The sequence below is a fragment of the Shewanella sp. SR43-8 genome (genome assembly GCF_014163775.1).
In the GTDB taxonomy this organism is placed as follows: Bacteria; Pseudomonadota; Gammaproteobacteria; order Enterobacterales; family Shewanellaceae; genus Shewanella; species Shewanella vesiculosa.
On record NZ_JACJDX010000006.1, the window covers coordinates 180,078 to 206,812 of the forward strand.

Here is a 26,735-nt window from a genome sequence, read left to right on the forward strand (position 1 = left end):
ATTCTACAAGCCCATTAGAACTTGTAGTTTGCGCCTAACATAAAGTTACGACCGTAGTTTTGATAATCACGTACTAAACGTTGGTCATCACCAGTGTAAGACGTAAATGGCTCGTTGGTTAAGTTATTCACTTGGAACTGTACTGATAAACCGTATAGCGCATCGATACCGCTTTCAGTAAAGTCATAGCCAATTTGCGCATCAACAACCGTTTCTGCTTTGATGTTAACGTTTTCACGTTGAAGACTGATTTTAGTCACTTCACCTAAGAAGTCACTGCGGTAACGAGAGCTGATACGGGCTTCGAAACCTGAGTTTTCATAGTAAACAGTGGCATTGAAGGTTTTTTCAGAAAGACCAGGCAGAGTCGTTGGATCGCTGTCTGCAGTTTCTTTTACTTCGCTGTCGTTGTATGAACCACTTAAGATAGTACCAAAACCACTTAGAGAATCAGCAAACAAACCAAAGTCGATTGATAACGAGGCCTCAATACCTTGTACATAACCGCCATTACCATTTAAAGGTTGGCTGACATTACCAATTGGGTTGTCACCTGGGTTCTGTGGCAAAATAGTGCTGAAATCAAAGTTAGTTTGTTGATCATAAACGTAGTTTTCTAAGTCTTTGTAGAACACTGCCAATGAGAAATAACCTTGGTCACTAAAATAGTTTTCATAGCTAATGTCGTATTGACGCGCTAACCAAGGACGTAGTTCTGGATTACCAGCGCCACCAGACCAGTTAACACCATCATTAGGGTTTTGAGTGTAGCTAAAGTTAACGTTAGCATTCATTTTGTCCATACGAGCACGGGTTAACGTACGCGCAGCAGCAAAACGTAACATTTGACCATCGGCAACTTCAAAGCCTAAGTTCATGCTAGGTAACCATTCAAGGTATGAGTCACCCGCAGTGCGAGGCGTTAAAGTCACAACGCCATCTTCAACTGTGGCCACTGTACCGTCTGAGTTTTGGTTTGTGTTTACAGCTTGAATACCGACGTTACCCGTCAAAGGAAAACCGAACAATTCAGATTCTATATTGGCTTTAACATAAGTCGTGGTGACTTCTTCTGATACAGCCCAAGAGTTAGTCGCACGTGATAAATCCACATCTGCTACGTCAGTTTCGGTATAACCACCAGCATTATAAAACGCTAATGAGTCATAACTTAGTACGTCACCCATGCCAAAGAAATCAAGTGAAGTTGGTGATAGTAAATACTGTTCAGGAACGGTCTCTAAGTAATTATCAGATCCGTCATAGCCTGCTAAAGTCAGGTAATAACCTTTATCAAGTTTGCTTTTATCGCGATTAGTGCGGTTAACACCAAACTCGACACTGCGCACTGCACCTTCATCAAACACGTATTCTGCTGTTAAACGGAATGATTTAAGTTCATCGTCAATTTCAGGCTTGTTAATAAAACCGTCTTGAGTATTAGCGCCCAGTGGGCTGCCCCAACCGAGTGGATCACCTAATTTAATGACATTAGGATCTGCATAGTTAAGGCTATGAGTAAAGTCGTAGCCGCCATTTCCATTGTAGTTAAAACCTAAGTCATCCACTGCGCCGACGCCGGTTCCACGGCCTGTGCCACTGTAGCTTTCCATACCAATATCGGTACGTTCAGCTTTTGATAGGGCAATATCAGCTTCTACGCGCCAGTTATCATTGATGGTAAACTTGTTATTCCAACCAATCGCAAGCGATTTAGCATCTCGTTTGTTAACATCGTTACGCACAACGACTTCGGCACCATTAATGGTTCCTTGAGTGACTAAACCGTCTTCAGCAGTGGTCGATGTTACGCCGCCATTAGTGCCCCAAGCAGCAGGAATTTCGATACCACGTAAACGTTGATCATCAGTAAATTTTGTATAGTAAATATCAACAACTGAAGTGAATTTTTCGTTAGGTGCGTATTCAAATACTGCTAATACACCATCACGTTCTAATTCGCTTGAACGCACAAATGGTTTTGCGCCACCTAAAACACTGTCACCAGCATCATTTTCAGGGTAACCCCATGCCTGCCAGCGTTCTTCTTGGTTAGGGGACATCATGCGCGCATAACCTAGGGCAATACCTATGGTGTCATCAGCAAACTGGTCAATATATGAAATACTGCCACGGTAACCGGTATCGCTTGAACCACTATTAAGTGAGCCTAAGTCGTTCATTTCGCCGCGAAGCGACATGGCTATCGTTTGTTCGCCATGAGTTAACGGGCTAATCGTTTGCATATCTACCGTGCCGCCGATGGCTTGCGCCATGACAGAAGCATCTGGTGTTTTGTATACCACCACACGGTTTAATAATTCAGAAGGGTATTGGTCAAACTCAACACCACGGTTATCGTTTACCGAGGCTTGCTCGCGACCATTTAATGTTGCAGTAGTGAAATCTGGACCTAAACCACGGATAGAGATAACGTTAGCTCGGCCATCAAGGCGCTGTGCTGATACGCCAGGTAAACGGGCGAGTGATTCTGCAATACTAACATCGGGTAATTTACCGATGTCTTCGGCTGAAATGGCTTCAACAATTGATGACGAAGACATTTTTAGTGATTGTGATTCTTGTAAGCTGCGACGAATACCTGTGACTTTTACCACTTCAATATTTTCGTCGGCAGTTGCCGTAGTATTTACGTCATCAGCAGCGTAAGCAGTCATGCTTGCACCAGCTGCAACTAACGCCAGCGTGAGTAGGCTCGGTTTAAATAGCAACATCAATATTTCCCCTTTTGTGGATACTTAACAACGTAAAGTACAAGTTGAGTGTTAGTATCCTTTTGATTTTTGGTTACATTCTTTATTGTGTTTTTACCTCAGCATGCTTAATTAACTTTTGTAAGTGACTGCATAAGTGCTGAAGTTATGACCAAATTGTTGCACAACAGTGACGATACTACTCCCAGTTCAGTTTTGCCGACAATATTATGCATACGTATTCAGCGCTAATCATGGCTAATTAGTGACAGTTTTTTACAATTTTGAAACAACTGAGTGGGGCTTTGTATCATACTTAATTCGTTGTATTAATGAGGCTTATAGCGTTTTAGTTGTATGTTGCAAGCTAATTATTTCTTTGCATACGTATGCAGGTGTATTGAACCTGATTTCCTTATTCACGTATCCTCGGGGTAATAAAAAAACACTAGCGAACTGTTACGCAGTCGCAACATCAAGGTAACTCGTCGATTTATTTCAGGGTTAACTTACTTCTAAGGGGATGCAATGGGTCAGGTCAGTTGGTGGCGCGGCGGAGTGATATATCAAGTTTATCCTCGCAGTTTAATGGATACTAATGGTGACGGTGTTGGTGATTTACAGGGCATCATTGCTAAACTTGATTATATTGCCAGCCTGAATGTTGATGCAATTTGGATTTCGCCGTTTTTTAAGTCGCCAATGAAAGACTTTGGCTATGACATCAGCGACTATCTCGAAATTGACCCGCTGTTTGGCACCATGGCTGATTTCGATCAGCTTATCGAAAAAGCCCATCAGTTAAATATCAAGGTCGTGATTGACCAAGTGCTAAGCCATACTTCAGACCAACATGCTTGGTTTGAGCAAAGTCGTCAAAGCCGAGACAATGACAAAGCTGACTGGTATGTGTGGGCTGATCCTAAAGACGATGGCAGTGCGCCTAATAACTGGCTCGCCATTTTTGGTGGTTGTGCATGGGAGTGGGAACCTCGTCGTCAGCAATACTATCTGCATAACTTTCTCAAAAGTCAGCCGGATGTAAACTTCCACTGTCCTCAGGCTCGTCAAGCGGTATTAGACAATGTTGAGTTTTGGCTCAAAAAAGGCGTTGACGGTTTTCGCCTCGATGCGATTACGTTTTGTTACCACGATGAACAATTACGTGACAACCCTGCTAAACCCAAAGATAAGCGCCAAGGCCGTGGTTTCAGTGAAGATAATCCTTATGCTTACCAATATCATTATTACAATAATACTCGGCCGCAAACCGTTGGCTTTATTGAACAGCTGCGGGCGTTAATTAATCGTTATCCTGGCGCCGTCACCTTAGGTGAAGTGTCATCTGAAGACTCGTTAGCCACTATGGCTGAATACACTCAAGGTGATGACCGATTACATATGGCCTACAGTTTTGAGTTGTTAACCGATGACTTTAGCGCGGCTTATATTCGTCAAACCGTGGAAGAACTAGAAGCTAGTATTGGTGATGGTTGGCCATGTTGGGCCATAGGTAATCATGATGTTAAAAGGGTTGCATCTCGTTGGGGTAAAGCCAGCGTGAACCCAACAATGGTGAAAATGCTCAATGCGATGTTATTTTCATTACGTGGCAGTGTGTGCAGTTATCAAGGGGAAGAGCTAGGGTTAACGGAAGCCTCAATTGAATATGACCAGTTACAAGATCCTTTTGGCATTGCCTTTTGGCCGATGTTTAAAGGTCGTGATGGATGCCGTACCCCGATGCCTTGGGTCAAAGGGGCTGCTAATGCAGGCTTTACTGAAGCAACGCCTTGGTTACCTATCGATCCTGCACATAATAATAGTGCTGTGGATGTGCAAGAAGCTGATCAAGATTCGATTTTGCAAAGTTACCGTCATTTTTTACAGTGGCGCAAAAAGCAACATTTACTGATTGAGGGTGATATTACCTTTATTGACAGTCATCCTGATGTGTTAGCCTTCATCCGCAGTCAAGATGATCAGCGCATGCTAGTGTTGTTTAATTTGTGTGGTGAGCAACAAACTTTTGCATTAAATGAGTTACGATTGTCTTCAATTATAGACGATCATGGGTTACTCTGTGGCGCGCAAGATATACTGGACCCTGCAACTATTGTGTTGCCAAGCTTCGCCAGTTTTTATGGCCTACTTGGATAGCATGACGAAGCCGAAATACTGCTGTATTTCGGTTTTTTTTGGATTATTTTTTGATTGAACTATTTTCAGTATATTGGCGATAAAGTTTTACACTATCATAGCGGATGTGATGGTGAGTTTAACGATTAAAAACAGTAGTATAACAATAATCATTAAGAAGAGATCTCCCTATGGCTACAGCAATTCACAGTACCCTTGAAACAACAGAAACAGGCAATAGTGGTAATTACCGCTTTGCGCTCGTGTCACTGACATCATTATTTTTCATGTGGGGATTCATTACCTGCTTAAATGATATTTTAATTCCTCATTTAAAAGCTGTATTTTCGTTAAATTACACTGAAGCCATGTTGATTCAATTTTGTTTCTTTGGCGCCTATTTTTTAGTTTCATTACCAGCCGGTAAGTTAGTCAAAAAATTAGGCTATCAAAAAGGTATCGTCACTGGGCTTATTATTGCCTGTATCGGTTGTTTACTGTTTTATCCTGCTGCTGCATTTGCAACTTATGGATTATTTTTAGGTGCATTATTTGTATTGGCATCAGGGATAACTATCTTGCAGGTGGCAGCTAATCCGTATGTGAATGCGTTAGGATCAGTTGAAACAGCCTCAAGTCGTTTAAATTTAACCCAAGCCTTTAATGCGCTTGGCACCACAGTGGCCCCCTTTTTTGGCGCGGTATTAATTTTGTCGGTAGCGTCAGGTGCATTAGATGGACTGGATCACGCCCAAGCCGAAGCTGAAGTGGTTAAGCTGCCCTATTTAATTCTTGCTGCAATGCTCGGTTTGCTGGCTTTAATTTTTGCCAAGCTTAATTTACCTAAGATTACCGAACACAATGATACTTCTGATACTGGTGTGGTAACTCACAATGGTAAAACTAGCGCATTACAAAGCATTCACTTGGTCCTGGGAGCAATTGGTATTTTTGTATATGTTGGGGCAGAAGTCTCAATTGGCAGCTTTTTAGTGAGTTTTCTAGGTGAAGAGCAAATTGCAGGTTTGCAAGAAGCTGATGCCGCTAAGTACATTACTTACTACTGGGGCGGCGCCATGGTTGGCCGTTTTGTGGGCTCTGTGATTATGCAGAAAATTCCTGCAGGGACCTTATTAGCATTTAATGCTTGCGTCGCCGCGACTTTGGTTTTGATTGCTATGAACAGCAGTGGTGCCGTAGCCATGTGGTCAATTTTAGCTGTAGGTCTATTCAATTCAATCATGTTCCCAACCATCTTTAGTTTAGCGCTACGAGATTTAGGTCCACATACCTCTCAAGGAAGTGGTATTTTATGTTTGGCGATTGTCGGTGGGGCGATTTTACCACTGTTACAAGGGGTGTTGGCCGATAATATGGGGCTGCAATTGGCGTTTATTCTGCCGGTTGTATGTTATGCCTTTATTGTCTTTTATGGTGCTAAAGGCTCAAGAATGTAGTGTCGTGTAAACACTCACTTATGTCATGATGAAAAAGCGGCTTCGGGCCGCTTTTTTATTTAAAGCAATATATCATTGGTCTGTGGTTTATCTTGAGGATAACTCGCAAACAGAGTCCGAATGAGTTAAAGCGATAAACTGACGTTAAATGGATTGACGAAATGACTGATTTAATCACCCAACTGAAGGGACAAAGGCCGATATTGCCTTGCTATCAAGTGTTTTAATCCCTATGATCAGCACGTTTTTAAATTGAACGTAATCTTAGATAGAGAGCCCCCATGTTGACTTATCCGTTGTCAGGCAGTTCATCAGAGTTAGTCTTAAATGTACTTACTATGGTGTTAACCCGAGGAAAACCATTAGATAGAGCTTACTCAGAGCATTTTTCTGGTTTAACGCTTAACCCATCAGAGCAAGCGCGGATCACGCAGGTCACTGGCGATATTTTACGTCGATTAAACTTATATTGTTTTCTTGTGGATATTGAACCGGAAGAATTCGATCGTTTAGGATCGAAGTTACTCAACGGTTGGCACGTCTTTCACGGTTTAGATTTACCCAAAATGCAGTATTCATTGCAGATTGAGCAAGCGAAATTTGATGCTAACCTTGAACAGGCCAAAATGGATCCTGTGCTTTGGGACGGTTGCCCACAATGGCTAGACTTACTTGGACAAGCACAATTAGGTGATAAATGGCCAGCTGAACGTGCAGCACTTGCCGAGCAACCAAAACGTTATTTACGCGTTAATGAGCTTAAATGTGACCGTGAAAAATTGATCAGTCGCTTACAAAAAGAAGGTGTAACAGCTGTGCCTTTGGATGATGTGGCTTCTGCAATTGAGGTAACGTCTGACTCAGCACTGTTTCGAACTGACGCCTTTAAAGACGGCTGGTTTGAACAACAAGATGCCGGATCGCAATTGGTTGCCGATGCCGTTGGCGCAAAACCGGGTATGCGAGTTGTTGATGCTTGTGCTGGTGCGGGTGGTAAAACCTTACACATTGCTGCACAGATGCAGGGCAAAGGCCGTTTGTTAGCCATGGATGTTGAGCAATGGAAACTCGATAATCTTAAAACACGCGCTAAACGTGCAGGTGCTCATAATGTTGAAACGCGGATTATCGCCAGTTCGAAAACCATTAAACGCTTAAAATTAACCGCAGACAGGGTATTGTTAGATGTCCCTTGTTCTGGGCTTGGGGTATTGAAACGAAATCCGGATTCTAAATGGCGTGATACTCCAGAGCGCTTGCCAGTATTGATTGAATTACAAAAGCATATTTTACAAAGTTATAGCCGCATGGTGAAAGTGGGCGGCATGTTAATTTATGCAACTTGCTCAATTATGCCTGAAGAAAATCGTCATCAAGTGGATGCTTTTCTAGCTGAAAATCCGCAGTTTTCGCTGATAGAAGATGAAAATATTTTAGTGTCGGAACGTGGTTTTGATGGCTTCTACCTAGCTAAGATGGAACGGATAGCAGAATAGTTATTCATCATTACTCTTTTTTACAAGCACGACATTGATTATTAATCACTTAAAAACAGCGCAAAAATATTGTGCTGTTTTTTTATGGGGAATATTTAGGGTTTAGGTGTAATTAATTTATTAAAAAAACGTTAATATATTGATAATATTCTCACAAATGCATAATCTTATGTGTATTATAAAAGTATGTCGAATCATTCGTTGTGATGTTGGAGTGTTATGGATATAGGTCCGCATATCAATAAATTCATAGAAGATACGCCTCAAGCCGATTTTCGTGAATCGAGTATTGAGCGTTACAGTGCAATACTTGATATGGTACTAAAGGGCCTTCCATTAGGCGAAATGCTTCACGCCTTAATATTGTTGATTGAAGCTCAAAAGATAGGCACTCGAGCATCTGTGTTGTTATTGAGTGATGACGGTAAACGTCTACTATTCGGGGCGGCGCCAAATCTTCCAGAAGAATATAATAATGCCATTAACGGTGTTGAGATCGGCGCTGATGTCGGTTCTTGTGGAGCCGCGGCATATACCTGTGAAAGAGTGATTGTTGAAGATATTGAACATCATCCCAATTGGACAAAGTATAAAGAATTACCGCTTAAAGCGGGATTAAAATCGTGTTGGTCAGAACCGATAAAAGACAGCAATCAAAAAGTACTCGGCACGTTTGCCATGTATTACGACACGGTTAAATCGCCTTCAGAGCTAGATTTATATTTAATTCAAGAGGCGGCACGTTTGGCCAGTTTAGCCATTGAACGCAGTCGTGGCATGCATATTCAACGTTTAAGCAGCACAATATTTAACAGTTTGCCTATCTCGCTAGTGATCACCAGTGAAGATAATGTCGTTTTGTCTGCTAACCCTGTTTTTAAGTCGTTAACATCTACCTATTATGCCAATCTTAAGTTATTCGATGTTCATCGTTTTTTAAGCCACTCCAAAGCGGAGGAGGTTGCAGATTTATTTGAACATTTAAAACGCGGGCATGCTTGGAAAGGGGAGTTAAAAGGACTTAAAACTGATAATGATATCATTGACATAGCGCTCAATGTGACGGTTATTAGAGATACCTTTACTCAACAAAATTGTTTTGCATGGCTAATTACTGATATTTCTGCACGTAAAAATGCTGAGAAAATAATAAGTTTCCAAACTAATTATGATCAATTAACCGGATTGTCAAACCGCAAGTACTTGTTTGAAACTCTGCAAGCAATGAAGTGCAAAAATAGTATTGATGCTAAAAGGCAAGAATTCAGTTTGATGCTGATGGACATTGATCACTTCAAACAAATTAATGATACGTTTGGCCATGATAACGGTGATCTGGTTCTCAAATTAGTCGCGCAACGTTTGTTAAATACAATTCCCGAGAATGTCCTTATTGCCCGTATTGCCGCTGATGAATTTGCCTTGGTCATACCGGGAAAAATGTGTACTGAGTCATTGATAAGTATGTTTAACAACATCACTGATGAGTTAAAAAAGCATTTTATTATTGCCGACCAAGATATGATGTTATCAATGAGTACCGGTCTTGCTCGTTATCCTTATGATGCCGATAATGTTGAACAAATATTAAATTGTGCCACTCAAGCTATGTACAGTGCCAAAGCGCATGGCCGTAATTGTATGCAGTTTTTTAATCAACAAATTCAAAAAGATGCCGAAAGAAATGCGGAACTGCATCTCTACCTCAAAACAGCATTAATCCAAAATGAATTTCAGTTGTATTATCAACCAATTGTTAATCCTTTTACCGCTCAAATTACCAAAGCTGAAGTCTTGTTACGCTGGATACATGATGACCAGTTTATTTCCCCAGATGAGTTCATTCCTATTGCAGAGGAGTCTGGGCTAATTGTCCAAATCGGTGAGTGGGTACGAATGCAAGCGTTAACAAGTATTGTCGCGATGCAAAAAAGTGATTTTACTATCCCGTTATCCATTAACGTGTCCACTATTGAGTTTTGGAATACTGATTTACAACATCGTTTTGCCGCTTACTTTGATGTGTTACAGCAACAATTTGGGCTTGACGTTTTTCCTTACTCTCTGCTTACTCTTGAAATAACAGAATCATTAATGATGTCGCAACAAGACAGCATAAATCAGTTACTGACAGATTTAAGGCATCGCGGCATGCAGATTTCGGTAGACGATTTTGGTACCGGATATTCTTCTTTATCGTATTTAGTTAACTTCCCCGTTGATCAAATCAAAATTGATAAATCATTCATTCAACGAATTTCATCAGGTTCACGTCACAAATCCTTAATTGAAGCCATTGTTAGCATGAGTCGTGCATTAGACTTATCGATTGTTGCTGAAGGAGTGGAGACCGAAGCAGAGCTTGATTTTATTAAGCAGCAAAACATAGACGCTGTACAAGGTTACTACTTTCATAAACCGATGCCACAAGAGGCGTTTTTCGATTTGTTAGCTAAACAAGCCGAATCAATAGCAAGATTAAAATAGAACGGCAGAACGTCAATTACCCAGAATGATGAGTAGAGTGATGCCAGCAAGTTAATATATTCATATCCTGGTTGATAAGTTCATTTTCTTAATCTGAATAGTGAAGTAAAAAAAATGCCGCATCAATTAATGCGGCATTTTTATTTAGTAAGGCAATGTTAGGTCAAAATAAATTAAGCCAACATGCTCTTAGGTTCAGTAAATTCAAGGCTTAATGCTTCAGCCACTTCTTTACAGACTAATTTTCCGTGGATAACATTTAAGCCATTAAGTAAATGCTTGTCATTTAATAATGCTTGTTTGTAACCTTGGTTCGCCAACTTGATAATGTAAGGAAGCGTTGCATTGTTTAATGCAAACGTCGAAGTGCGGGCAACTGCACCTGGCATATTTGCCACACAGTAATGCACAACGTCGTCAACAATATACGTTGGGTCTTGGTGCGTCGTTGCGTGTGATGTTTCAACACAGCCACCTTGGTCAATTGCTACGTCAACAATCGCGCTACCAGGCTTCATACGCTTAACCATATCTCTGGTAATCAATTTTGGTGCCGCTGCACCAGGAACCAATACACCACCAATCACAAGATCGGCTTCTAATACATGGCGTTCAATGGCATCCGCTGTTGAGTAAATCGCTTTTACAGCAGAACCAAACTGAATATTCAAGCGACGTAATGCATCGATACTACGATCTAATACAACAACGTCAGCACCCATACCTACAGCCATTTGTGCAGCATTAGTACCTACCATACCGCCGCCAATTATGACAACTTTAGCAGGCTCAACACCCGGTACACCACCAAGCAACATACCACGTCCGCCTAATGATTTCTCAAGAGCACGAGCACCAGCTTGGATTGACATGCGCCCAGCCACTTCTGACATAGGTGCAAGTAATGGTAATCCACCACGGTCATCTGTTACGGTTTCATAAGCAATACACACAGCACCGCTGGCGATTAGCTCATTTGTTTGTGTTAAATCTGGTGCAAGATGTAAATAAGTAAATAAAATCTGGTCGTGACGTAGCATTGCACGTTCAACGGTTAGCGGCTCTTTTACTTTTACAATCATCTCTGCTTTAGCAAAAACTTCAGCTGCAGTGGCTAAAATCGAGGCACCAGCGTCTATATAATCTTGATCGGTAAACCCAATCCCCACACCCGCTTCTGATTGTACAAAAACATCGTGACCTTTTAAGGTCAATTCACGTACGCTTGAAGGGACCATGCCTACACGGTATTCGTGGTTTTTGATTTCTGTTGGAACACCAATAATCATTTTTGAGCCTCGATTGACATAAAACCCACTTCAAATGGGTATAATTGTTATTAATTGTGACCTGAACGTGCTTATTTCAAGCCACTCTAGTATAGTGCTGCTTTAGCAGATTATGCTGCTGAAATTGCACTTTTTATAGACAAAAATATTGTTTTAAGTACAAAGCAAGGTTAAATATATGGCAAATAGTAAAAGCTTTTCAGTAAAAGATTTAGACCGTATAGATCGCAATATTTTAAATGAGCTTCAATTGGATGGTCGCATTTCGAATGTTGAACTATCAAAACGAGTAGGCTTGAGTCCAACCCCATGCTTAGAAAGAGTGAAAAGGCTAGAAAAACAAGGCTTTATAAGTGGCTATACTGCACTGGTTAATCCACATTTTCTTGGTGCTTCTTTATTAGTATTTGTTGAAATCACTCTTAATCGTGATACTCCTGATATTTTTGACCGCTTTAATCGTGCAGTACAATTACTCGATGATATCCAAGAATGCCATTTGGTCTCTGGTGATTTTGACTACCTATTAAAGACTCGAGTATCAGATATGTCTGCTTATAGACGTTTATTAGGTGAAACATTGCTGAAACTGCCCTCAATTTCAGATACTCGTACTTATGTGGTAATGGAAGAGGTCAAACAGACTAATAAGGTCGCGTTATACAACTTAGGCTAATCCTACAGTTTAATCTCCCATCAAGTCTTTAGCCGTTGATTGATGAATATAGATGACCATTGTCCACTTATATTCATCATCTAATCAAATAGAACTAATCTTTGTATATAAAATCATCATCTTGAGAGTAATCGTTAAGGCTTTTTTGTTTCTGGATTAATTCGGTATAACAATCGATTGAGCTTGACTAATTCAAGGTGCATAATCACTGCAAATACAGTGATATTCTGTTATCTTAACCCTTATTTTTCACTTTTTATGGATTCTTTCGTTTGACTCAGGAAAATAGTCTAAAAACACTCAGTGGCCTTCAACGATTGCTTGAAGGTGGCCTTATTTTATGTTGCATGATCGCGACATACATTCTATTGGCATTATCCAGTTTTAATCCAAGTGATCCAGGCTGGAGTCAGTCGCATTTCCAAGGTGAAATTCACAACTGGACTGGTGCTGTTGGCGCTTGGACTGCAGATGTGCTGTTTTACTTCTTTGGTTTCATCGCCTTTTTAATTCCTATCATGATAGCCACCACGGGTTGGTTTATTTTCAATCGTGCACATCGTTTGTTTGAAATAGATTATTTTTCAGTCGGATTAAGAATTATTGGTTTTATTTTGATGTTGTTAGGCTTAGCTGCATTGGTCAGTATGAATGCCGACAATATGTACGTCTTTTCAGCCGGTGGGGTAGCCGGTGATGTGATTGGTCAGGCGATGTTGCCGTACTTTAATAAGTTAGGAACCACATTATTGCTAATGTGTTTTTTTGGCGCAGGCTTCACTTTAGCGACTGGGATTAGTTGGTTAACCATTATTGAATTAACCGGCTTAGGTTCTATCTGGTGTGCCAAGAAAATATGGCATTTACCTAAATTATTTAAACGAGAAACAGAAACCGAAGATACTAAAGGCTTCCTTTCATTAGTGGATAAATTTACCCAACGTCGTAATGAAATGGATGATCAACATCAGCCAACAAGAACTCAATCTAACAAGCCGGTTAAAACGCCAATCCATATTAAACAAGCAGTCGAGACACCGCAGGTTGTAGAAAAGAAACGTAGCTTCTTTAGTCGCAAGCCTAAACCCGCTGAAGATATTGCGGTTTCAGACATTGATGACCAACAGTTTGATAGTGACGATCGTCAAGAACCGTCAATACAATTTGATCATGAAGACACGCCATTTGCGCCTTGGGTCGCGACAAAAGACGACGTTGACTTCAATCTTGACGACGACAATGATGACCTCGATATTGCTCAGAGTATGAATCACTCTGATAGTGATGAGCCATTTGAGGAAGCTTTTGCCAAACCTCATTCAAAGGGGGCATTAGTTGCACAACAAAAACCGAAAAAAGAAGCCAGAATTGTTGACGGCGTAGTGGTAATCGATGGTCAAACCACGCAACAAGCTCGCCAGAAAATGGATCCTTTACCAAGCATTACCTTGCTTGATGTGCCTGATCGCAAGAAAAATCCTATTAGTGAAGCCGAACTTCAGCAAGTCGCTCGATTAGTTGAAGCAAAGCTGGCCGATTTTAATATTATCGCCAACGTTGTTGGCGTTTATCCTGGCCCGGTGATTACTCGCTTTGAGCTTGAATTAGCCCCTGGGGTCAAAGCCTCTAAAATTACCAATCTTTCGAAAGACTTAGCCCGGTCATTATTATCTGAAAACGTGCGTGTTGTTGAAGTGATTCCTGGTAAAGCTTATGTCGGTTTAGAGTTGCCAAACAAATTCCGTGAAACCGTATTTATGCGTGATGTGCTCGATTCTGCCGCTTTTAAAGACAGCAAATCAACATTATCTATGGTGCTGGGTCAAGACATCGCCGGTGAACCTGTGGTGGTTGATTTAGGTAAAATGCCTCATCTATTGGTTGCCGGTACGACAGGTTCTGGTAAGTCTGTGGGGGTGAACGCGATGATCACCAGCTTATTGTATAAATCAGGCCCGGATGATGTTCGCTTTATTATGATTGACCCTAAAATGCTCGAATTATCTGTGTATGAGGGGATCCCACATTTACTCTGTGAAGTGGTTACCGACATGAAAGAAGCCGCTAATGCATTGCGTTGGTGTGTCGGTGAAATGGAGCGACGTTATAAATTAATGTCGGCATTAGGGGTACGTAACCTTAAAGGTTACAACATCAAAATTAAAGATGCTGCCGCCAAAGGGGAGTACATTCCCGATCCATTATGGAAGTCATCTGAAAGTATGTTAGATGATGCGCCGCCGCTTGAAAAACTACCATCTATCGTGGTGGTGGTTGATGAATTTGCTGACATGATTATGATTGTTGGTAAAAAAGTTGAAGAGTTAATTGCCCGTATAGCCCAAAAAGCTCGTGCTGCAGGGATCCACTTAATATTGGCCACTCAGCGGCCATCGGTTGATGTTATCACTGGTTTGATTAAAGCTAACATTCCAACCCGTATTGCGTTTCAAGTGTCATCACGTATTGATTCTCGTACCATTCTTGATCAGCAAGGTGCAGAAACCTTATTAGGTATGGGGGATATGCTGTATCTTCCACCTGGTACCGGTTTACCTAATCGTGTTCATGGAGCGTTTATTGATGATCACGAAGTTCATAAAGTGGTTGCCGATTGGTGTGCTCGAGGCAAACCGCAATACATTGACGACATTCTTAACGGCGCCACCGATGGCGAGCAAGTATTGTTACCCGGTGAAACCTCAGACAGTGAAGAAGAGTTAGATGCGTTATATGATGATGCCGTTGCATTTGTTACCGAAACGCGCCGTGGCTCTATTTCTAGCGTACAGCGTAAATTTAAAATTGGTTATAACCGTGCCGCCCGTATTATTGAAATGATGGAAAGCCAAGGTATTGTGACAGCTCAAGGTCATAATGGTAATCGTGAAGTATTGGCTCCACCGCCACCGAGATCATAATAGGAATGATAATGAATAAACGTTTTGCTGTATTGAGCCTATTATTAACCACCAGCGTAACTTGCTTTGCCGCGATGGCCGATGACGCCACTGAGCTACGAGCAAAACTGTCTAATATTGATAGTTTGCATGCGACATTTTCCCAGCACGTTACCGACATTAATAATAAACCAATCCAAACTGGCAGTGGCGTATTTGCCCTGGCATATCCCAATCAATTTTACTGGCATTTAACTCAGCCAGATGAATCTTTGATTGTGGCCGATGGCGCTAATTTATGGATTTATAACCCCTTTGCCGAAGAAGTAACCGTAATGGATGTTGCTCAAGCGGTTGATGCATCGCCGATGGCTTTGTTAGTGCATCGAGATGAAGCCACATGGGCTAAATATTCAGTCACCAAACGGGTTATTAATGCGACATCTAGCTGTTTTGATATTCAGCCTAAGAAACTCAACAGTAACGTTATTGCTGTTAGTGTATGTTTTGACGCCAAGCAGTTAGTCAAATTTAACTTAACCGACGAGCAAGGTAATTTAAGCCAATTTTCGCTCACTGAGCAGCGCAGCGTAAAAGCAGACGAGACCAATATCTTTAATTTCGCTGTACCTGATAACGTCGATATAGACGATCAACGCTTAAAGCAAGCTCACTAAGCAGTTTATGGCTAACTTAGGTTTTGATTTCGCCCCAGACTTTCGCCCCTTGGCTGCGCGTATGCGCCCAAGGGATATTAGTGAATACATAGGTCAGGCACACTTATTGGGTGAGGGCCAGCCACTGCGTAAGGCGCTAGAGGCAAATCGAGCCCACTCAATGTTACTGTGGGGCCCGCCCGGTACCGGGAAAACCACCTTAGCTGAGCTTATTGCCCATTATGCTAACGCCCATGTTGAGCGTATTTCTGCGGTGACTTCTGGGGTGAAAGAGATCCGTGCGGCGATTGAACAAGCCAAAGCCGTGGCCCAAAGTCGCGGTCAACGTACCTTATTATTTGTCGATGAAGTACACCGTTTTAATAAAAGCCAGCAAGATGCATTTTTACCCTTTATTGAAGATGGCACGGTTATCTTCATTGGTGCTACCACTGAAAACCCCTCATTCGAACTTAATAATGCCTTGTTATCCCGGGCGCGTGTTTACCTTATTAATCGCTTAAGCTCCGATGAAATCAGCTTAATTGTGACTCAAGCGTTAACTGATGTTGAACGTGGTTTAGGCAAACGCCAATTAACATTACCTAGCACAGTGGCCAAGCAATTAGCCGATATTAGCGAGGGTGATGCACGTAAAGCACTTAATTTAATCGAGTTAATGAGCGATTTAGTTGCAGATGAAAGTGCGTTTACCACCGAGATGCTCACTCAAGTTGCGGGCCATCAAGCAGCGGGTTACGATAAAAATGGCGATCAATTTTACGATTTAATTTCTGCAGTACACAAGTCTGTGCGCGGCTCAGCGCCCGATGCGGCATTATATTGGTATTGCCGCATTTTAGAAGGTGGTGGCGATGCCTTATATGTTGCTCGTCGTTTATTGGCCATTGCTTCAGAAGACATTGGTAATGCCGATCCTATTGCCATGACAGTTGCACTTAACGCATGGGATTGTTATCACCGTATTGGACCCGCTGAAGGTGAACGCGCAATTGCTCAAGCCGTGTTGTATTTAGCCAGCGCGCCCAAAAGTAACGCCGTTTATAGTGCGTTTAATCAAGCCCGTGAGCTTGCCAAGCAAACTGGACACGAACCTGTACCTAATCATCTGCGTAATGCGCCGACAAAATTGATGAAAGAAATCGGTTTTGGTAAAGAATATCGCTATGCTCATAATGAACCCGCGGCCTATGCTGCCGGCGAGAACTACTTCCCTGAATCATTGCAACATAGCCAGTTTTATCAGCCAACGAACAGAGGCTTTGAAAAACGTATTCAAGATAAATTAGGGCAATTGCGTCAGCTTGATCAACAAAGCGAGGACAAACGCTATGACTAATGTGATCTTGGTGGCATTAGGTGGTTCAATTGGTGCAGTTTTACGCTATCTTCTATCAATTTTTATGATCCAGCTATTTGGAAGCAGTTTTCCTTTTGGTACACTGTTAGTCAATCTACTGGGATCGTTTTTAATGGGCGTAGTTTATGCGCTAGGGCAGTTAAGTCATGTTAGCCCTGAAATTAAAGCGCTAGTTGGCATTGGCCTATTGGGCGCATTAACTACATTTTCAACTTTCTCGAATGAAACCTTACTGCTGTTGCAAGAAGGCTTATGGCATAAAGCTATTTTAAATGTGTTGTTGAATGTCACCTTATGTCTATTTATGGTGTATGTAGGTCAACAACTTATATTTTCTCGCGTTTAACTAAAAAGAACTCACAACATGCTAGATCCAAAATTTTTGCGTAATGATCTTGACGTCACCGCCGAGCGTTTAGCCACTCGTGGCTTTATTTTAGAGGTTGATAATTTGACCAAACTTGAAGAAAAGCGTAAATCGCTTCAAGTAGAAACAGAAGACTTACAAGCGTCGCGTAATGCGATCTCCAAGTCGATTGGTCAAGCTAAAGCTCGTGGCGAAGATACCAGTTCCATTATGGCGCAGGTAGGGGATTTAGGTGTGCAGCTTGATGCAAAGAAAGCTGAACTTGCTGAGTTATTGCAACAAATCAATAGCATCGCCATGAGCGTACCAAACTTGCCTGATGAATCTGTGCCAATTGGTGCCGATGAAAATGACAATGTAGAGGTGCGTCGTTGGGGTACACCTAGAACATTCGATTTTGAAGTGAAAGATCACTTAGATTTAGGTGAAGCTCTCGGTGGATTAGATTTTAAAAGTGCCGTTAAAATTACTGGTTCACGTTTTATTATCATGCGCGGCCAAATCGCCCGTTTAAATCGTGCTTTAGGTCAGTTCATGCTAGACCTACACACCACTGAACATGGCTATAGCGAAACCTATGTACCGCTATTGGTTAACGAAGACAGCTTATTAGGTACTGGTCAGCTTCCTAAGTTTGGTGAAGATTTATTTCACACCAAACCAGCAACAGAAGAAGGCCAAGGCTTGTCACTTATCCCGACCGCAGAAGTGCCATTAACTAACTATGTGCGCGACATGATTGTTGATGAAAGTGAGCTACCCATAAAAATGACCGCATTAACGTCATGCTTCAGAAGTGAAGCGGGCTCTTATGGTCGTGACACCCGTGGTTTGATCCGTCAGCATCAATTCGACAAAGTCGAATTAGTGCAAATTGCTCATCCAGACAATTCAATGCATGCGTTAGATGAAATTACCGCACATGCTGAAAAAGTATTGCAGTTATTAAACTTGCCGCACCGCACTATGGTGTTATGTACTGGTGATATGGGCTTTGGTTCAAGTAAAACATTTGATATTGAAGTGTGGTTACCAGCACAAAATACTTACCGTGAAATTTCATCGTGTTCAAACATGAAAGACTTCCAAGCGCGCAGAATGCAAGCTCGATATCGTAGCAAGGTAGATAACAAACCTGCGTTATTGCACACTTTAAATGGTTCTGGTTTAGCGGTGGGACGGACATTAGTTGCCGTGCTTGAAAATTATCAGAATCAAGATGGCACTATCACAGTACCTGAGGTGTTACGTTCATACATGAGCGGCTTAAGCGTTATTGGCTAGGTTCTCTAATCACTCTGTGCTTATTACTATGAGCACAGAGTGAGGTAACAACGCATTATATTTGGGCTTACTTCGAGTATTTAAATTGGTGCCACTTTGTTTAAGTTGAGCATTATTGATAAGGATTGGTACAACCAGCAATGGGTTCAAGTCGGCGTGATAATCGTAGGCTTATCTATTTATCAGTTATCTTCTTTTTTATTTTGTTGGTAATTGTTGAACTAGCTCAAGCAGCATTGATAGTGGTAGAAAACATTTTCCCTAAATAACCTTTATGAGGTTAATTATTTAAAAGCCCGCTTAAGTTATCTTAAGCGGGCTTTTTTGTAGGCTTTAATCAACTATAAACATTTAGCGGGTTTGGGCAGCCCAGCAATTTTGGTTGCTTGCTTAGCCGGGCCCCCAGGAAATAAGGTATACAAATATTTAGAGTTACCTTTATCGGCTCCTAATCGTTGACCGATAGCTTTAACCAGCACACGAATAGCAGGACTAGTTTTGTACTCTAGATAAAAATCACGCACAAAACGGATAACTTCCCAGTGTTGCTCGGTTAACTCAATGTTCTCAGTGGCGGCAATCACAGTTGCCATAGGTTCTTGCCAGTCATTGATATTTTTTAAGTAGCCTTGATGATCGGTTTCAATTTTCAGGCCATTAAATTCAAAAAAGTTTACCAAGTTATCACCTTATCGTGTCGCAAAGATTGTTCAACAAATTGTGAATAGTCAATAATATCAAAATCACCCGCAGCTTTATTGGCTAAAATAATCATCAAGCGATCGGATAACCCCCTAGCGACAACATCATCTTGTAGTACAAACAGTGCAATATTTGCTAAACGCTGTTGCCATTGAGGTTGTAATAAACAATTCACCGCATCGCTAGACAATAAAATACTGTCTTTAGGGTGAATATAGCGCAGGCATGTACTTAAGGCATCGTCACTCATTACTGATGCTTGGATATGATGTAATATCAAAATACTAGCACCTCATCAGCCGCTTGCAGGGTTTGCCTAATCATCTCTGGCGTCGCTACCGTTGCCGCAATACTGAGGTCATTGGGCTGCAATCCTAATGTGTGCATTGATTCAGCGCAAACCAATACGGTATCAATATCGTAAAGAGATAGCGCTTTAAACGCCGACACATAATCTTTCGATCCTGCTTGCTCAGGTGTTTGGCCTGCCAGTAAATGCAATACAGCTTCATTGGTAAACATAATACTCACCTGTTGTTCAAAGCTGGCACTGAGCATAGCAAAATCAAGCCCTTCACGAGTACTCGTGGTGCCTAAAGGTGCATGTCTAAAAATAATCACCAGTGATTTCATTATCTATTCCACAAATATCTTAAAAGCTAATTAATCTGTTTGCTTGTTCAATACCGACCACTAATTCACCTAAGCCGCCCATGGTAAATGCGTCACTGCTATTCCATTGTGGCTTACCATTTTCTGATGCATCTTGTGGTGAGAGTATGCCACGACGCAATGCTGCTGAAACACAATTGGTTAATGGTATTGCGTGCTGCGCTGACAATTTTTGCCAATGTGAGTGCATATCTATTTCATCAGATGCCGGACAAGTAAGGGCATTACTGTTGGTTACGCCATCTTGATAGAAAAAGACATTGATGATTTGATGACCGTTAGCTAATGCGCTTTGGCAAAAAGATAACGCACGAAAGCTGGCTGTTGAGCCATAAACACTTCCGTTTACTTGAATGATGAATTTGCTCATTATAAAAAAAATGACCCTAATGTAGGGTCATTTTAACGTAATTTACCAATGAACTCTATCGACGATTAATCGTCGTTGCCCATACCTAACAAATGTAGCAGGCTCATGAACAAGTTCAAAAAGTCTAAGTACAATGAAATGGTCGCGCGAACATAGTTGGTTTCGCCGCCATTCACGATACGACTAGTGTCGTAGAGGATGAAACCGGTCATAAGCAATGCAATACCCGCATTCATTGCCATAAATAATACTGAACTACCGACGAAAATATTAATCACCACAGCACCGATCATCACTAACATACCGGCAAATAGGAAACCGCCCATAAATGAGAAGTCTTTTTTGGTGGTTAGTGCATAAGCCGACAGTGATACGAAAATCACTGAGGTTAAGCCTAACGCCTGCATGATAAGCCCTGGGCCGTTCGCCATACCAACATAATGATTTAAAATATAACCGAGTGACGCACCTTGCATACCCGTAAAGGCAAATACCCAAAATATTGCTGCAGCACTATCGGCTTTTTTTAGGGTCACAAATAATAATACTAAGCTACCAAGCGATAAACCTAATGACATCATTGGGCCAAGGTTAATCGCCATGGCTAAACCAGCAGTAACAGCAGAAAATGCCAATGTCATCGCCAGAAGCATGTAGGTGTTTTTTAGCATTTTATTGACATCAGTCGTCGATAGACTGGGTGATATAACTGATTGTTGATTCATTATCGTCTCCAGGTGTTAACTCAATGATTTGCTCAACGAGAAAAAAATCTTTCTCACTCTGAAGCTAAATCCTTTTCTATAGCGTAAGCAATGTACATTAAACAAAAATTAATTCATAACAAACATCATCTTAATAGGCGCTAATTTATCATAAACTATTCGATAAGTAATGTTATTAACAAAAACATATTTTGCATAATCTGTTTAGCTAAGCCATTCTTTTTTCAGTTTTTCAGTGTCACCTAAGTGATCTAATACCCACTGTAGAGCAGGGCTCATATTGGCAGTATTCCAAGCTAAACAGCAGGCGGTGTCTTGTTTGGGAGTAGCGAGCTGTTTTTCTATTAGCGCACCAGCTTTGATAAAGATATCGGCTAAATGATATGGCATATACCCCACACCTAAACCTTCTCTAAAGCAATTTATCGCTCTGATCCAATCGGGTACTACAATTCGACGTTGATTATTCAATAACCAATTCGGTCGATGAGCAATATTATGTGCTGTGTCTTGCAGGCAGATTGACGGATATTGTAATAACTCTTCATCGGTTAACGCGTGCTCAGCTTTAGCTAAAGGATGATTCTTACCGACTAAAAAAGACCACTGGATCATCCCCATATCGCGAGATTTAAAGGTGCCACCAACAGGAATGCTCGAGGTAGCGCCAATCGCGATGTCACTTTTTCCTGTAGACAATGCTTCCCAGACGCCGTTATATACTTCTAAGCGAATAATCAATTCAATGTCGGTAAAATGCCGATAAAAATCAGCTATTAAGCCACTTATTTTGTCGGCGCGAACCATATTGTCAATCGCAATCGACAATGAAGGGCGCCAGCCATTAGCCACTTTTTGTGTATCACGCTTAATATTATTAAGTTTGGTCATGATCTCACGAGACTGGGCGACAAAATGTTCACCAGCAGGGGTTAAACTCACGCTGCGATGATGACGTTCAAACAATATTACCCCTAAGTCATCTTCAATCTGCTTAATGGCATAACTCACCGCAGAGGGCACTTTATTTAATTTATTTGCGGCGGCGGTAAAACTGCCTACGCGGGCCACAATATCTATCATTTCGAATGCTTGTTCTGAAAGCATCTCGCTATCCTTGCCATTAGCAACATTACTTGCAGTAAAGGTAAACATTAACCTAAATCAAATCAAGCAAAGTCGCCGTTATCGACCGTTTAATCACATTTGCATTAAGCTAATGGCTATTTGTTGTGACTTAAACAGCTGTTATTACAAATAGCGGGTTATGGGTGTTTATTGAGTGAATACCATCAAGCAAGCTGAGCTTTGTAAACTATGTTTAATAGCAGATCTGCAAAGGGGATTTTAACTTGGGTATAAAATAGCCACTTAACAAATTATTTGCAATTTACTCTTTACACCATAGAGGCATTATCATATTATTCGCCCGCTCGGAGGGATGGCAGAGTGGTCGAATGCACCGGTCTTGAAAACCGGCAACGGTTTATCCCGTTCTAGGGTTCAAATCCCTATCCCTCCGCCACATTCAATGAAAAGGCCTTATCGAAAGATAAGGCCTTTTTGTTTGGGTAAAAGATAGAGATTTAAACCCAGGGTTCTTCTTTATTACAAGCAAGCTACCCCTCCGCCACATTAAAGACGAAAGGCTCATCAGAAATGATGAGCCTTTTTTCGTTTAGGTGAAAGATAGAGATTTAAACCCAAGTGTTCCTCTTTATTACAAGCAAGCTATCCCTCCGCCACATTTAACGGGGAAGCCTCATCAGCAATGATGGGGCTTTTTTGTATTTATAACATTTAAATCCAAGATTCATAGTTTTAAGATTGCTATATCTTTGCCATATTGAATAAATAGATAGGACTTTAATCCCACTAATTCTTGTTTGTTATAAACATGGTCATCCATCTATGTTGTTATCTAGAAAATGGCTGGCATAGTCAAATATTTCTAGATGTAGTAATTAGAGTTGATGCTGACAACCTGAAATACTGGCGGATAAGCATAGCGCCATTTATTTTTACTAGATTGAATATTACTGCTGAAAACTGCTTAAAAATCACAATAGAGTTTGGCGCGTTATTCAAAGAAGAAGTAGGGGGCTTTGCCCATATTAAAAGACATTACAACATTTAGACCGAAAACGACGACAAGGCGCTGTAAAATTGCCAGCGCGGGTTGTGTGCGTATACAATCACTTCTGAATTCCACAAACTATTTTCTACTTGATCGATATCAAGCTTTTCTGTTGTCTTGGTTTTAGCTAATGTGTCATTTTTTAGCCATTGAGCGCACATATTTTAAATCACTCGGTTGAATCTGTGCGTTTATAAAATGAGCGCAGGTGTTGGCAACTCAAAAACGAAAGGCGTTATGTGTTATCTTAAAAATAGCTGGAATATTTTGATGGAGATAGTGATCTTATGCTCTCGGTTAAGAGCATGTCATGAGTTCTGTTCATCCTGACTGAGTATGCTAGGCCATTTATGGGTTGATTATTGTTATTTTTGAGCCATGAAATAAATGGCAATTTAGGCTGAGAATTCCACATTAATGCCAGTAGAGGCAATCATATTCTGCACGTCCCATCATATCCTGCATATCTAGACAAGAATTAACCTAAGGGGTCTTTAAGCATGAATAAAGCAAAGAATAGCGGCAGCCATCATTTGCCAGTTGACACTTTCAGTAGCCACACCCCGACAGCAACATCCGTTTCCCACTCCATACCCACGGGGTTTGTGCGCGTGCGGGGCGCCCGAGAGAATAACCTGCAGAACGTCGACGTGGATCTACCCCGGGACTCGATAGTCGCCTTTACTGGGGTGTCCGGCTCCGGCAAATCCTCGCTCGCCTTTGGCACCATTTTCGCTGAGGCCCAGCGACGTTTCTTCGAGTCCGTCGCGCCGTACGCCCGGCGCCTGATCCAGCAAGGCCATTCGCCTCAGGTGGATGAAATTACTGGATTACCGCCAGCCGTCGCACTGCAACAGCGCCGAGGAACACCCAACTCACGCTCAAGTGTAGGCACAGTTACCACCCTCTCGAATTCCCTGAGGATGCTTTATTCTCGAACAGGAGTCTATCCTGATGGGGCTTTGCGCCTCGAGTCAGACTCCTTCTCACCCAACACCGCCATGGGCGCATGCCCTAAATGTCAGGGACTTGGAACCGCGCACACAGTCACAGAGGCATCGCTGGTGCTCGACCCTTCACTGAGTATTCGCGAAGGTGCCGTCACGGCTTGGCCTGGGGCGTGGCAGGGTAAGAACCTGCGTGACATTCTCACAGCGCTCGGCTATGACGTGGATAAACCTTGGGAACAGCTGTCCCGCGCCGATCGCGATTGGATCTTGTTCACCGAGGAACAACCCGTGGTCGACATCATGCCGGAGCGGGAAAGGCCTCGACCTTACAAGGGAAAATTCTGGAGCGCGCAGAGTTATGTGATGCACACGCTCGCCGATTCAAAAAGCACCTCTGTGCGTAACCGTGTATTGAAATATGTTGAATCAGGGCCATGCCTAACATGCGCGGGCAGCGGACTGCGCAGCGAAGCTCTCGCGGTTACCTTCAACGGCCGCACCATAGCCGAGCTTAACAGCTTGTCGCTCACCGAGCTCCGCCGTGTGCTTGACCGTCCGGCGGCCAGCAATACCCCTGGTGAAACTATCACCAAGGATCTTACTCGCCGCCTCGATGTGCTGCTCGATCTCGGCCTCGGATACCTCAGTCTAGGCCGCGCAACACCCACGCTCTCTCCTGGTGAAATGCAGCGGCTGCGCATTGCCACCCAGCTGCGCTCTGGGCTCTTCGGCGTGATCTACGTACTCGACGAACCCTCCGCTGGGCTACACCCAGCAGATGCCGAGCCGCTCCTTGCCGTACTTGAGGAGCTCAAATCTAGCGGTAACTCAGTTTTTATCGTGGAACACAATATGGACGTGGTGCGCCGCGCTGACTGGGTCATCGACGTCGGCCCACATGCGGGAGAGCAGGGCGGAGTAGTCATTTACAGTGGACCGACGGCGGGACTCAAAGATGTACCCGCCTCGATCACGCGAAAATTTCTCTTTGCAAGCGAGCGCCCAGTTCCGGCGGCACGCGAGCAACGACATCCGCTCGGCTGGCTTGGCCTGACGGGGATAACCCGCCATAACCTACGCGGCCTTGATGCCAAGTTTCCGCTCGGCATACTGACCGCGGTTACAGGTGTATCGGGCTCTGGCAAGTCCACCCTAGTGAGTCAGGTGCTCGCCCAGACTGTAGGCTTGTACCTTCATCCAGATCTAGACCCCAGTACCGGGATCGCATCCACAGCCTCGATGAACGGCGAGAAGGATGATCAACCCGAGCCTAAACCCGTTGAAATCACCACGGTTGAGACGATCACTGGGGCGGATCTGATCGATCGACTGGTGCGCGTTGACCAGAAACCGATCGGTCGCACACCGCGTTCCAACCTCGCCACCTATACAGGCCTGTTCGATGCCGTGCGTACCACATTCGCCGCGACCCCCGAGGCTCGAAGCCGAAACTTCGGCGCCAGCCGGTTCTCGTTCAACGTGGCGGGCGGCCGCTGCGAGACCTGCCTTGGCGAGGGATTTGTGGCGGTCGGTCTGCTTTTTTTACCAGGTAGTTATATGCCCTGTTCCGACTGCGACGGCACGCGATATAATCCTGAGACACTCGAGGTGACGTACTGTAACAAGAATATAGCCGAGGTGCTTGGGCTTACCGTGGATGCGGCAATGGTGTTTCTCGCCGATGTGCCCTCGGCATTGCGCAGTCTTAAGACCCTTAGTGAGGTTGGGCTCGGCTACCTGCGACTCGGTCAACCCGCCACCGAGCTTTCCGGAGGCGAGGCGCAGCGCATCAAGCTCGCGACCGAGCTGCAGCGGGCACGCCGCGGCCATACGCTGTACATTCTCGACGAGCCCACAACCGGGCTGCATCCTGCCGACGTGCTATTACTGCTCGCTCAGCTCAACCGCCTCGTCGATGCTGGCAATACCGTGATTGTGGTGGAACACGATATGGACGTAGTTGCCGCCGCCGACTGGGTTATCGACATTGGCCCTGAAGGCGGTGACAAGGGCGGCTGCATAGTGGTCGCCGGCACGCCCCATGCAGTGGCCGCTCACCCAGCGAGCCGAACGGCGCCTTACTTGGCCCAGTGCGTCTCTACCAACTGAGTTTACTGTTTGCCGTGGCAAATTCAGTAAACCTGACGCGCAGGGGCACCGATCCCAGCGCCAGTTGATAAGCCGCAATAGTTCCTACGCGGGTTCGACAGTGCAGCACAACGAGTAGCAAAGTAGGCAGCATAAATCTATCTGTAATAACACACTAAACCATCACTTTAGTATTTAAACTGATTACATTTTAACCGCGACAGCAAGTAGAGAGGCAGTGCGAA

At 43.0% G+C, this 26,735-nt stretch carries 20 protein-coding genes and 1 tRNA gene; 12 read left to right on the forward strand and 9 right to left on the reverse strand.

Annotated elements, in window-relative coordinates:
• Nucleotides 1-14 precede the first annotated feature (14 nt).
• Nucleotides 15-2,735 (reverse strand): TonB-dependent receptor, encoded by a 2,721-nt coding sequence (locus tag H5114_RS09570; protein ID WP_182697184.1) that lies wholly within the window; start codon nt 2,733-2,735, stop codon nt 15-17.
• 507 nt (nt 2,736-3,242) lie between these two features.
• Here H5114_RS09570 and H5114_RS09575 point away from each other — a divergent pair.
• From H5114_RS09575 to H5114_RS09590, 4 genes are all read left to right on the forward strand, one after another.
• The gene (locus H5114_RS09575) at nt 3,243-4,874 is read left to right on the forward strand and encodes an alpha-glucosidase (protein ID WP_182697185.1); all 1,632 of its coding nucleotides are present in this window, start codon (nt 3,243-3,245) and stop codon (nt 4,872-4,874) included.
• Nucleotides 4,875-5,044: 170 nt separating this feature from the next.
• Nucleotides 5,045-6,310 carry a sugar MFS transporter gene (locus tag H5114_RS09580; protein WP_124015947.1) on the forward strand — a complete coding sequence of 422 codons (1,266 nt, stop codon included), beginning with the start codon at nt 5,045-5,047 and terminating at the stop codon, nt 6,308-6,310.
• Nucleotides 6,311-6,591: 281 nt separating this feature from the next.
• Entirely contained in the window at nt 6,592-7,806 is a 1,215-nt protein-coding gene (locus H5114_RS09585) for an RsmB/NOP family class I SAM-dependent RNA methyltransferase (protein ID WP_124015948.1), read from the forward strand.
• A gap of 219 nt (nt 7,807-8,025) precedes the next feature.
• The gene (locus H5114_RS09590; RefSeq protein ID WP_182722803.1) at nt 8,026-10,293 is read left to right on the forward strand and encodes an EAL domain-containing protein; all 2,268 of its coding nucleotides are present in this window, start codon (nt 8,026-8,028) and stop codon (nt 10,291-10,293) included.
• 173 nt (nt 10,294-10,466) lie between these two features.
• On the opposite strand, the gene ald is transcribed toward H5114_RS09590, so the two are convergent.
• Nucleotides 10,467-11,582 (reverse strand): alanine dehydrogenase, encoded by a 1,116-nt coding sequence (ald, locus tag H5114_RS09595; RefSeq protein WP_124015950.1) that lies wholly within the window; start codon nt 11,580-11,582, stop codon nt 10,467-10,469.
• A 178-nt stretch (nt 11,583-11,760) separates the two neighbouring features.
• On the opposite strand from ald, the gene lrp reads away from it, so the two are divergent.
• From lrp to serS, 6 genes are all read left to right on the forward strand, one after another.
• Nucleotides 11,761-12,258, forward strand: coding sequence for a leucine-responsive transcriptional regulator Lrp (lrp, locus tag H5114_RS09600; RefSeq protein WP_124015951.1), 498 nt, complete (start codon nt 11,761-11,763; stop codon nt 12,256-12,258).
• Nucleotides 12,259-12,530: 272 nt separating this feature from the next.
• Entirely contained in the window at nt 12,531-15,179 is a 2,649-nt protein-coding gene (locus H5114_RS09605) for a DNA translocase FtsK (RefSeq protein ID WP_182722804.1), read from the forward strand.
• An 11-nt stretch (nt 15,180-15,190) separates the two neighbouring features.
• On the forward strand, nt 15,191-15,835 hold the full coding sequence (lolA, locus tag H5114_RS09610) for an outer membrane lipoprotein chaperone LolA (protein ID WP_182722805.1): 645 nt from the start codon (nt 15,191-15,193) through the stop codon (nt 15,833-15,835).
• A 7-nt stretch (nt 15,836-15,842) separates the two neighbouring features.
• The gene (locus tag H5114_RS09615) at nt 15,843-17,174 is read left to right on the forward strand and encodes a replication-associated recombination protein A (RefSeq protein WP_182722806.1); all 1,332 of its coding nucleotides are present in this window, start codon (nt 15,843-15,845) and stop codon (nt 17,172-17,174) included.
• The gene (crcB, locus tag H5114_RS09620) at nt 17,167-17,541 is read left to right on the forward strand and encodes a fluoride efflux transporter CrcB (RefSeq protein ID WP_124015955.1); all 375 of its coding nucleotides are present in this window, start codon (nt 17,167-17,169) and stop codon (nt 17,539-17,541) included. Before H5114_RS09615 ends, crcB begins: the two co-directional genes overlap by 8 nt.
• Nucleotides 17,542-17,559: 18 nt before the next feature.
• On the forward strand, nt 17,560-18,846 hold the full coding sequence (gene serS / locus H5114_RS09625; RefSeq protein ID WP_182722807.1) for a serine--tRNA ligase: 1,287 nt from the start codon (nt 17,560-17,562) through the stop codon (nt 18,844-18,846).
• A 341-nt stretch (nt 18,847-19,187) separates the two neighbouring features.
• Here the strand turns inward: serS and H5114_RS09630 are convergent, their stop codons facing one another.
• From H5114_RS09630 to punR, 6 genes are all read right to left on the reverse strand, one after another.
• Complete coding sequence (locus H5114_RS09630) at nt 19,188-19,526, reverse strand: TusE/DsrC/DsvC family sulfur relay protein (RefSeq protein WP_182722808.1); 339 nt, start codon at nt 19,524-19,526, stop codon at nt 19,188-19,190.
• The gene (gene tusB / locus H5114_RS09635; protein WP_404716580.1) at nt 19,520-19,798 is read right to left on the reverse strand and encodes a sulfurtransferase complex subunit TusB; all 279 of its coding nucleotides are present in this window, start codon (nt 19,796-19,798) and stop codon (nt 19,520-19,522) included. Before tusB ends, H5114_RS09630 begins: the two co-directional genes overlap by 7 nt.
• Before the next feature lie 26 nt (nt 19,799-19,824).
• Nucleotides 19,825-20,181, reverse strand: a complete 357-nt coding sequence (tusC, locus tag H5114_RS09640) for a sulfurtransferase complex subunit TusC (RefSeq protein WP_182722809.1) — start codon at nt 20,179-20,181, stop codon at nt 19,825-19,827.
• A gap of 19 nt (nt 20,182-20,200) precedes the next feature.
• Nucleotides 20,201-20,590: a sulfurtransferase complex subunit TusD gene (gene tusD / locus H5114_RS09645; RefSeq protein ID WP_182722810.1), complete on the reverse strand. Its 390-nt coding sequence runs from the start codon at nt 20,588-20,590 to the stop codon at nt 20,201-20,203.
• A 65-nt stretch (nt 20,591-20,655) separates the two neighbouring features.
• Nucleotides 20,656-21,315 carry a Bax inhibitor-1/YccA family protein gene (locus H5114_RS09650; RefSeq protein WP_124015961.1) on the reverse strand — a complete coding sequence of 220 codons (660 nt, stop codon included), beginning with the start codon at nt 21,313-21,315 and terminating at the stop codon, nt 20,656-20,658.
• Nucleotides 21,316-21,519: 204 nt separating this feature from the next.
• A complete protein-coding gene (punR, locus tag H5114_RS09655; protein WP_124015962.1) occupies nt 21,520-22,422 on the reverse strand; it encodes a DNA-binding transcriptional activator PunR in 903 nt (300 codons plus the stop codon).
• Between the two features lie 328 nt (nt 22,423-22,750).
• On the opposite strand from punR, the gene H5114_RS09660 reads away from it, so the two are divergent.
• Nucleotides 22,751-22,840 (forward strand) — tRNA-Ser (locus H5114_RS09660).
• Between the two features lie 608 nt (nt 22,841-23,448).
• Here the strand turns inward: H5114_RS09660 and H5114_RS09665 are convergent.
• Nucleotides 23,449-23,613: a hypothetical protein gene (locus tag H5114_RS09665; protein WP_182722811.1), complete on the reverse strand. Its 165-nt coding sequence runs from the start codon at nt 23,611-23,613 to the stop codon at nt 23,449-23,451.
• A gap of 339 nt (nt 23,614-23,952) precedes the next feature.
• On the opposite strand from H5114_RS09665, the gene H5114_RS09670 reads away from it, so the two are divergent.
• A complete protein-coding gene (locus tag H5114_RS09670; protein WP_182722812.1) occupies nt 23,953-26,511 on the forward strand; it encodes an excinuclease ABC subunit UvrA in 2,559 nt (852 codons plus the stop codon).
• The last annotated feature ends 224 nt before the right edge of the window (nt 26,512-26,735 follow it).

Excerpts from the sequence above, each read along its gene's own strand:
- tusC (WP_182722809.1), bottom strand. The coding sequence starts at position 20,181 with ATGAAATCACTGGTGATTATTTTTAGACATGCACCTTTAGGCACCACG.
- H5114_RS09580 (WP_124015947.1), top strand. The coding sequence starts at position 5,045 with ATGGCTACAGCAATTCACAGTACCCTTGAAACAACAGAAACAGGCAAT.
- punR (WP_124015962.1), bottom strand. The coding sequence starts at position 22,422 with ATGCTTTCAGAACAAGCATTCGAAATGATAGATATTGTGGCCCGCGTA.
- tusD (WP_182722810.1), bottom strand. The coding sequence starts at position 20,590 with ATGAGCAAATTCATCATTCAAGTAAACGGAAGTGTTTATGGCTCAACA.
- lolA (WP_182722805.1), top strand. The coding sequence starts at position 15,191 with ATGAATAAACGTTTTGCTGTATTGAGCCTATTATTAACCACCAGCGTA.
- H5114_RS09575 (WP_182697185.1), top strand. The coding sequence starts at position 3,243 with ATGGGTCAGGTCAGTTGGTGGCGCGGCGGAGTGATATATCAAGTTTAT.
- H5114_RS09650 (WP_124015961.1), bottom strand. The coding sequence starts at position 21,315 with ATGAATCAACAATCAGTTATATCACCCAGTCTATCGACGACTGATGTC.
- serS (WP_182722807.1), top strand. The coding sequence starts at position 17,560 with ATGCTAGATCCAAAATTTTTGCGTAATGATCTTGACGTCACCGCCGAG.
- H5114_RS09665 (WP_182722811.1), bottom strand. The coding sequence starts at position 23,613 with ATGTGCGCTCAATGGCTAAAAAATGACACATTAGCTAAAACCAAGACA.
- H5114_RS09670 (WP_182722812.1), top strand. The coding sequence starts at position 23,953 with ATGAATAAAGCAAAGAATAGCGGCAGCCATCATTTGCCAGTTGACACT.
- H5114_RS09615 (WP_182722806.1), top strand. The coding sequence starts at position 15,843 with ATGGCTAACTTAGGTTTTGATTTCGCCCCAGACTTTCGCCCCTTGGCT.
- H5114_RS09590 (WP_182722803.1), top strand. The coding sequence starts at position 8,026 with ATGGATATAGGTCCGCATATCAATAAATTCATAGAAGATACGCCTCAA.
- H5114_RS09585 (WP_124015948.1), top strand. The coding sequence starts at position 6,592 with ATGTTGACTTATCCGTTGTCAGGCAGTTCATCAGAGTTAGTCTTAAAT.
- H5114_RS09570 (WP_182697184.1), bottom strand. The coding sequence starts at position 2,735 with ATGTTGCTATTTAAACCGAGCCTACTCACGCTGGCGTTAGTTGCAGCT.
- tusB (WP_404716580.1), bottom strand. The coding sequence starts at position 19,798 with ATGAGTGACGATGCCTTAAGTACATGCCTGCGCTATATTCACCCTAAA.
- lrp (WP_124015951.1), top strand. The coding sequence starts at position 11,761 with ATGGCAAATAGTAAAAGCTTTTCAGTAAAAGATTTAGACCGTATAGAT.
- ald (WP_124015950.1), bottom strand. The coding sequence starts at position 11,582 with ATGATTATTGGTGTTCCAACAGAAATCAAAAACCACGAATACCGTGTA.
- crcB (WP_124015955.1), top strand. The coding sequence starts at position 17,167 with ATGACTAATGTGATCTTGGTGGCATTAGGTGGTTCAATTGGTGCAGTT.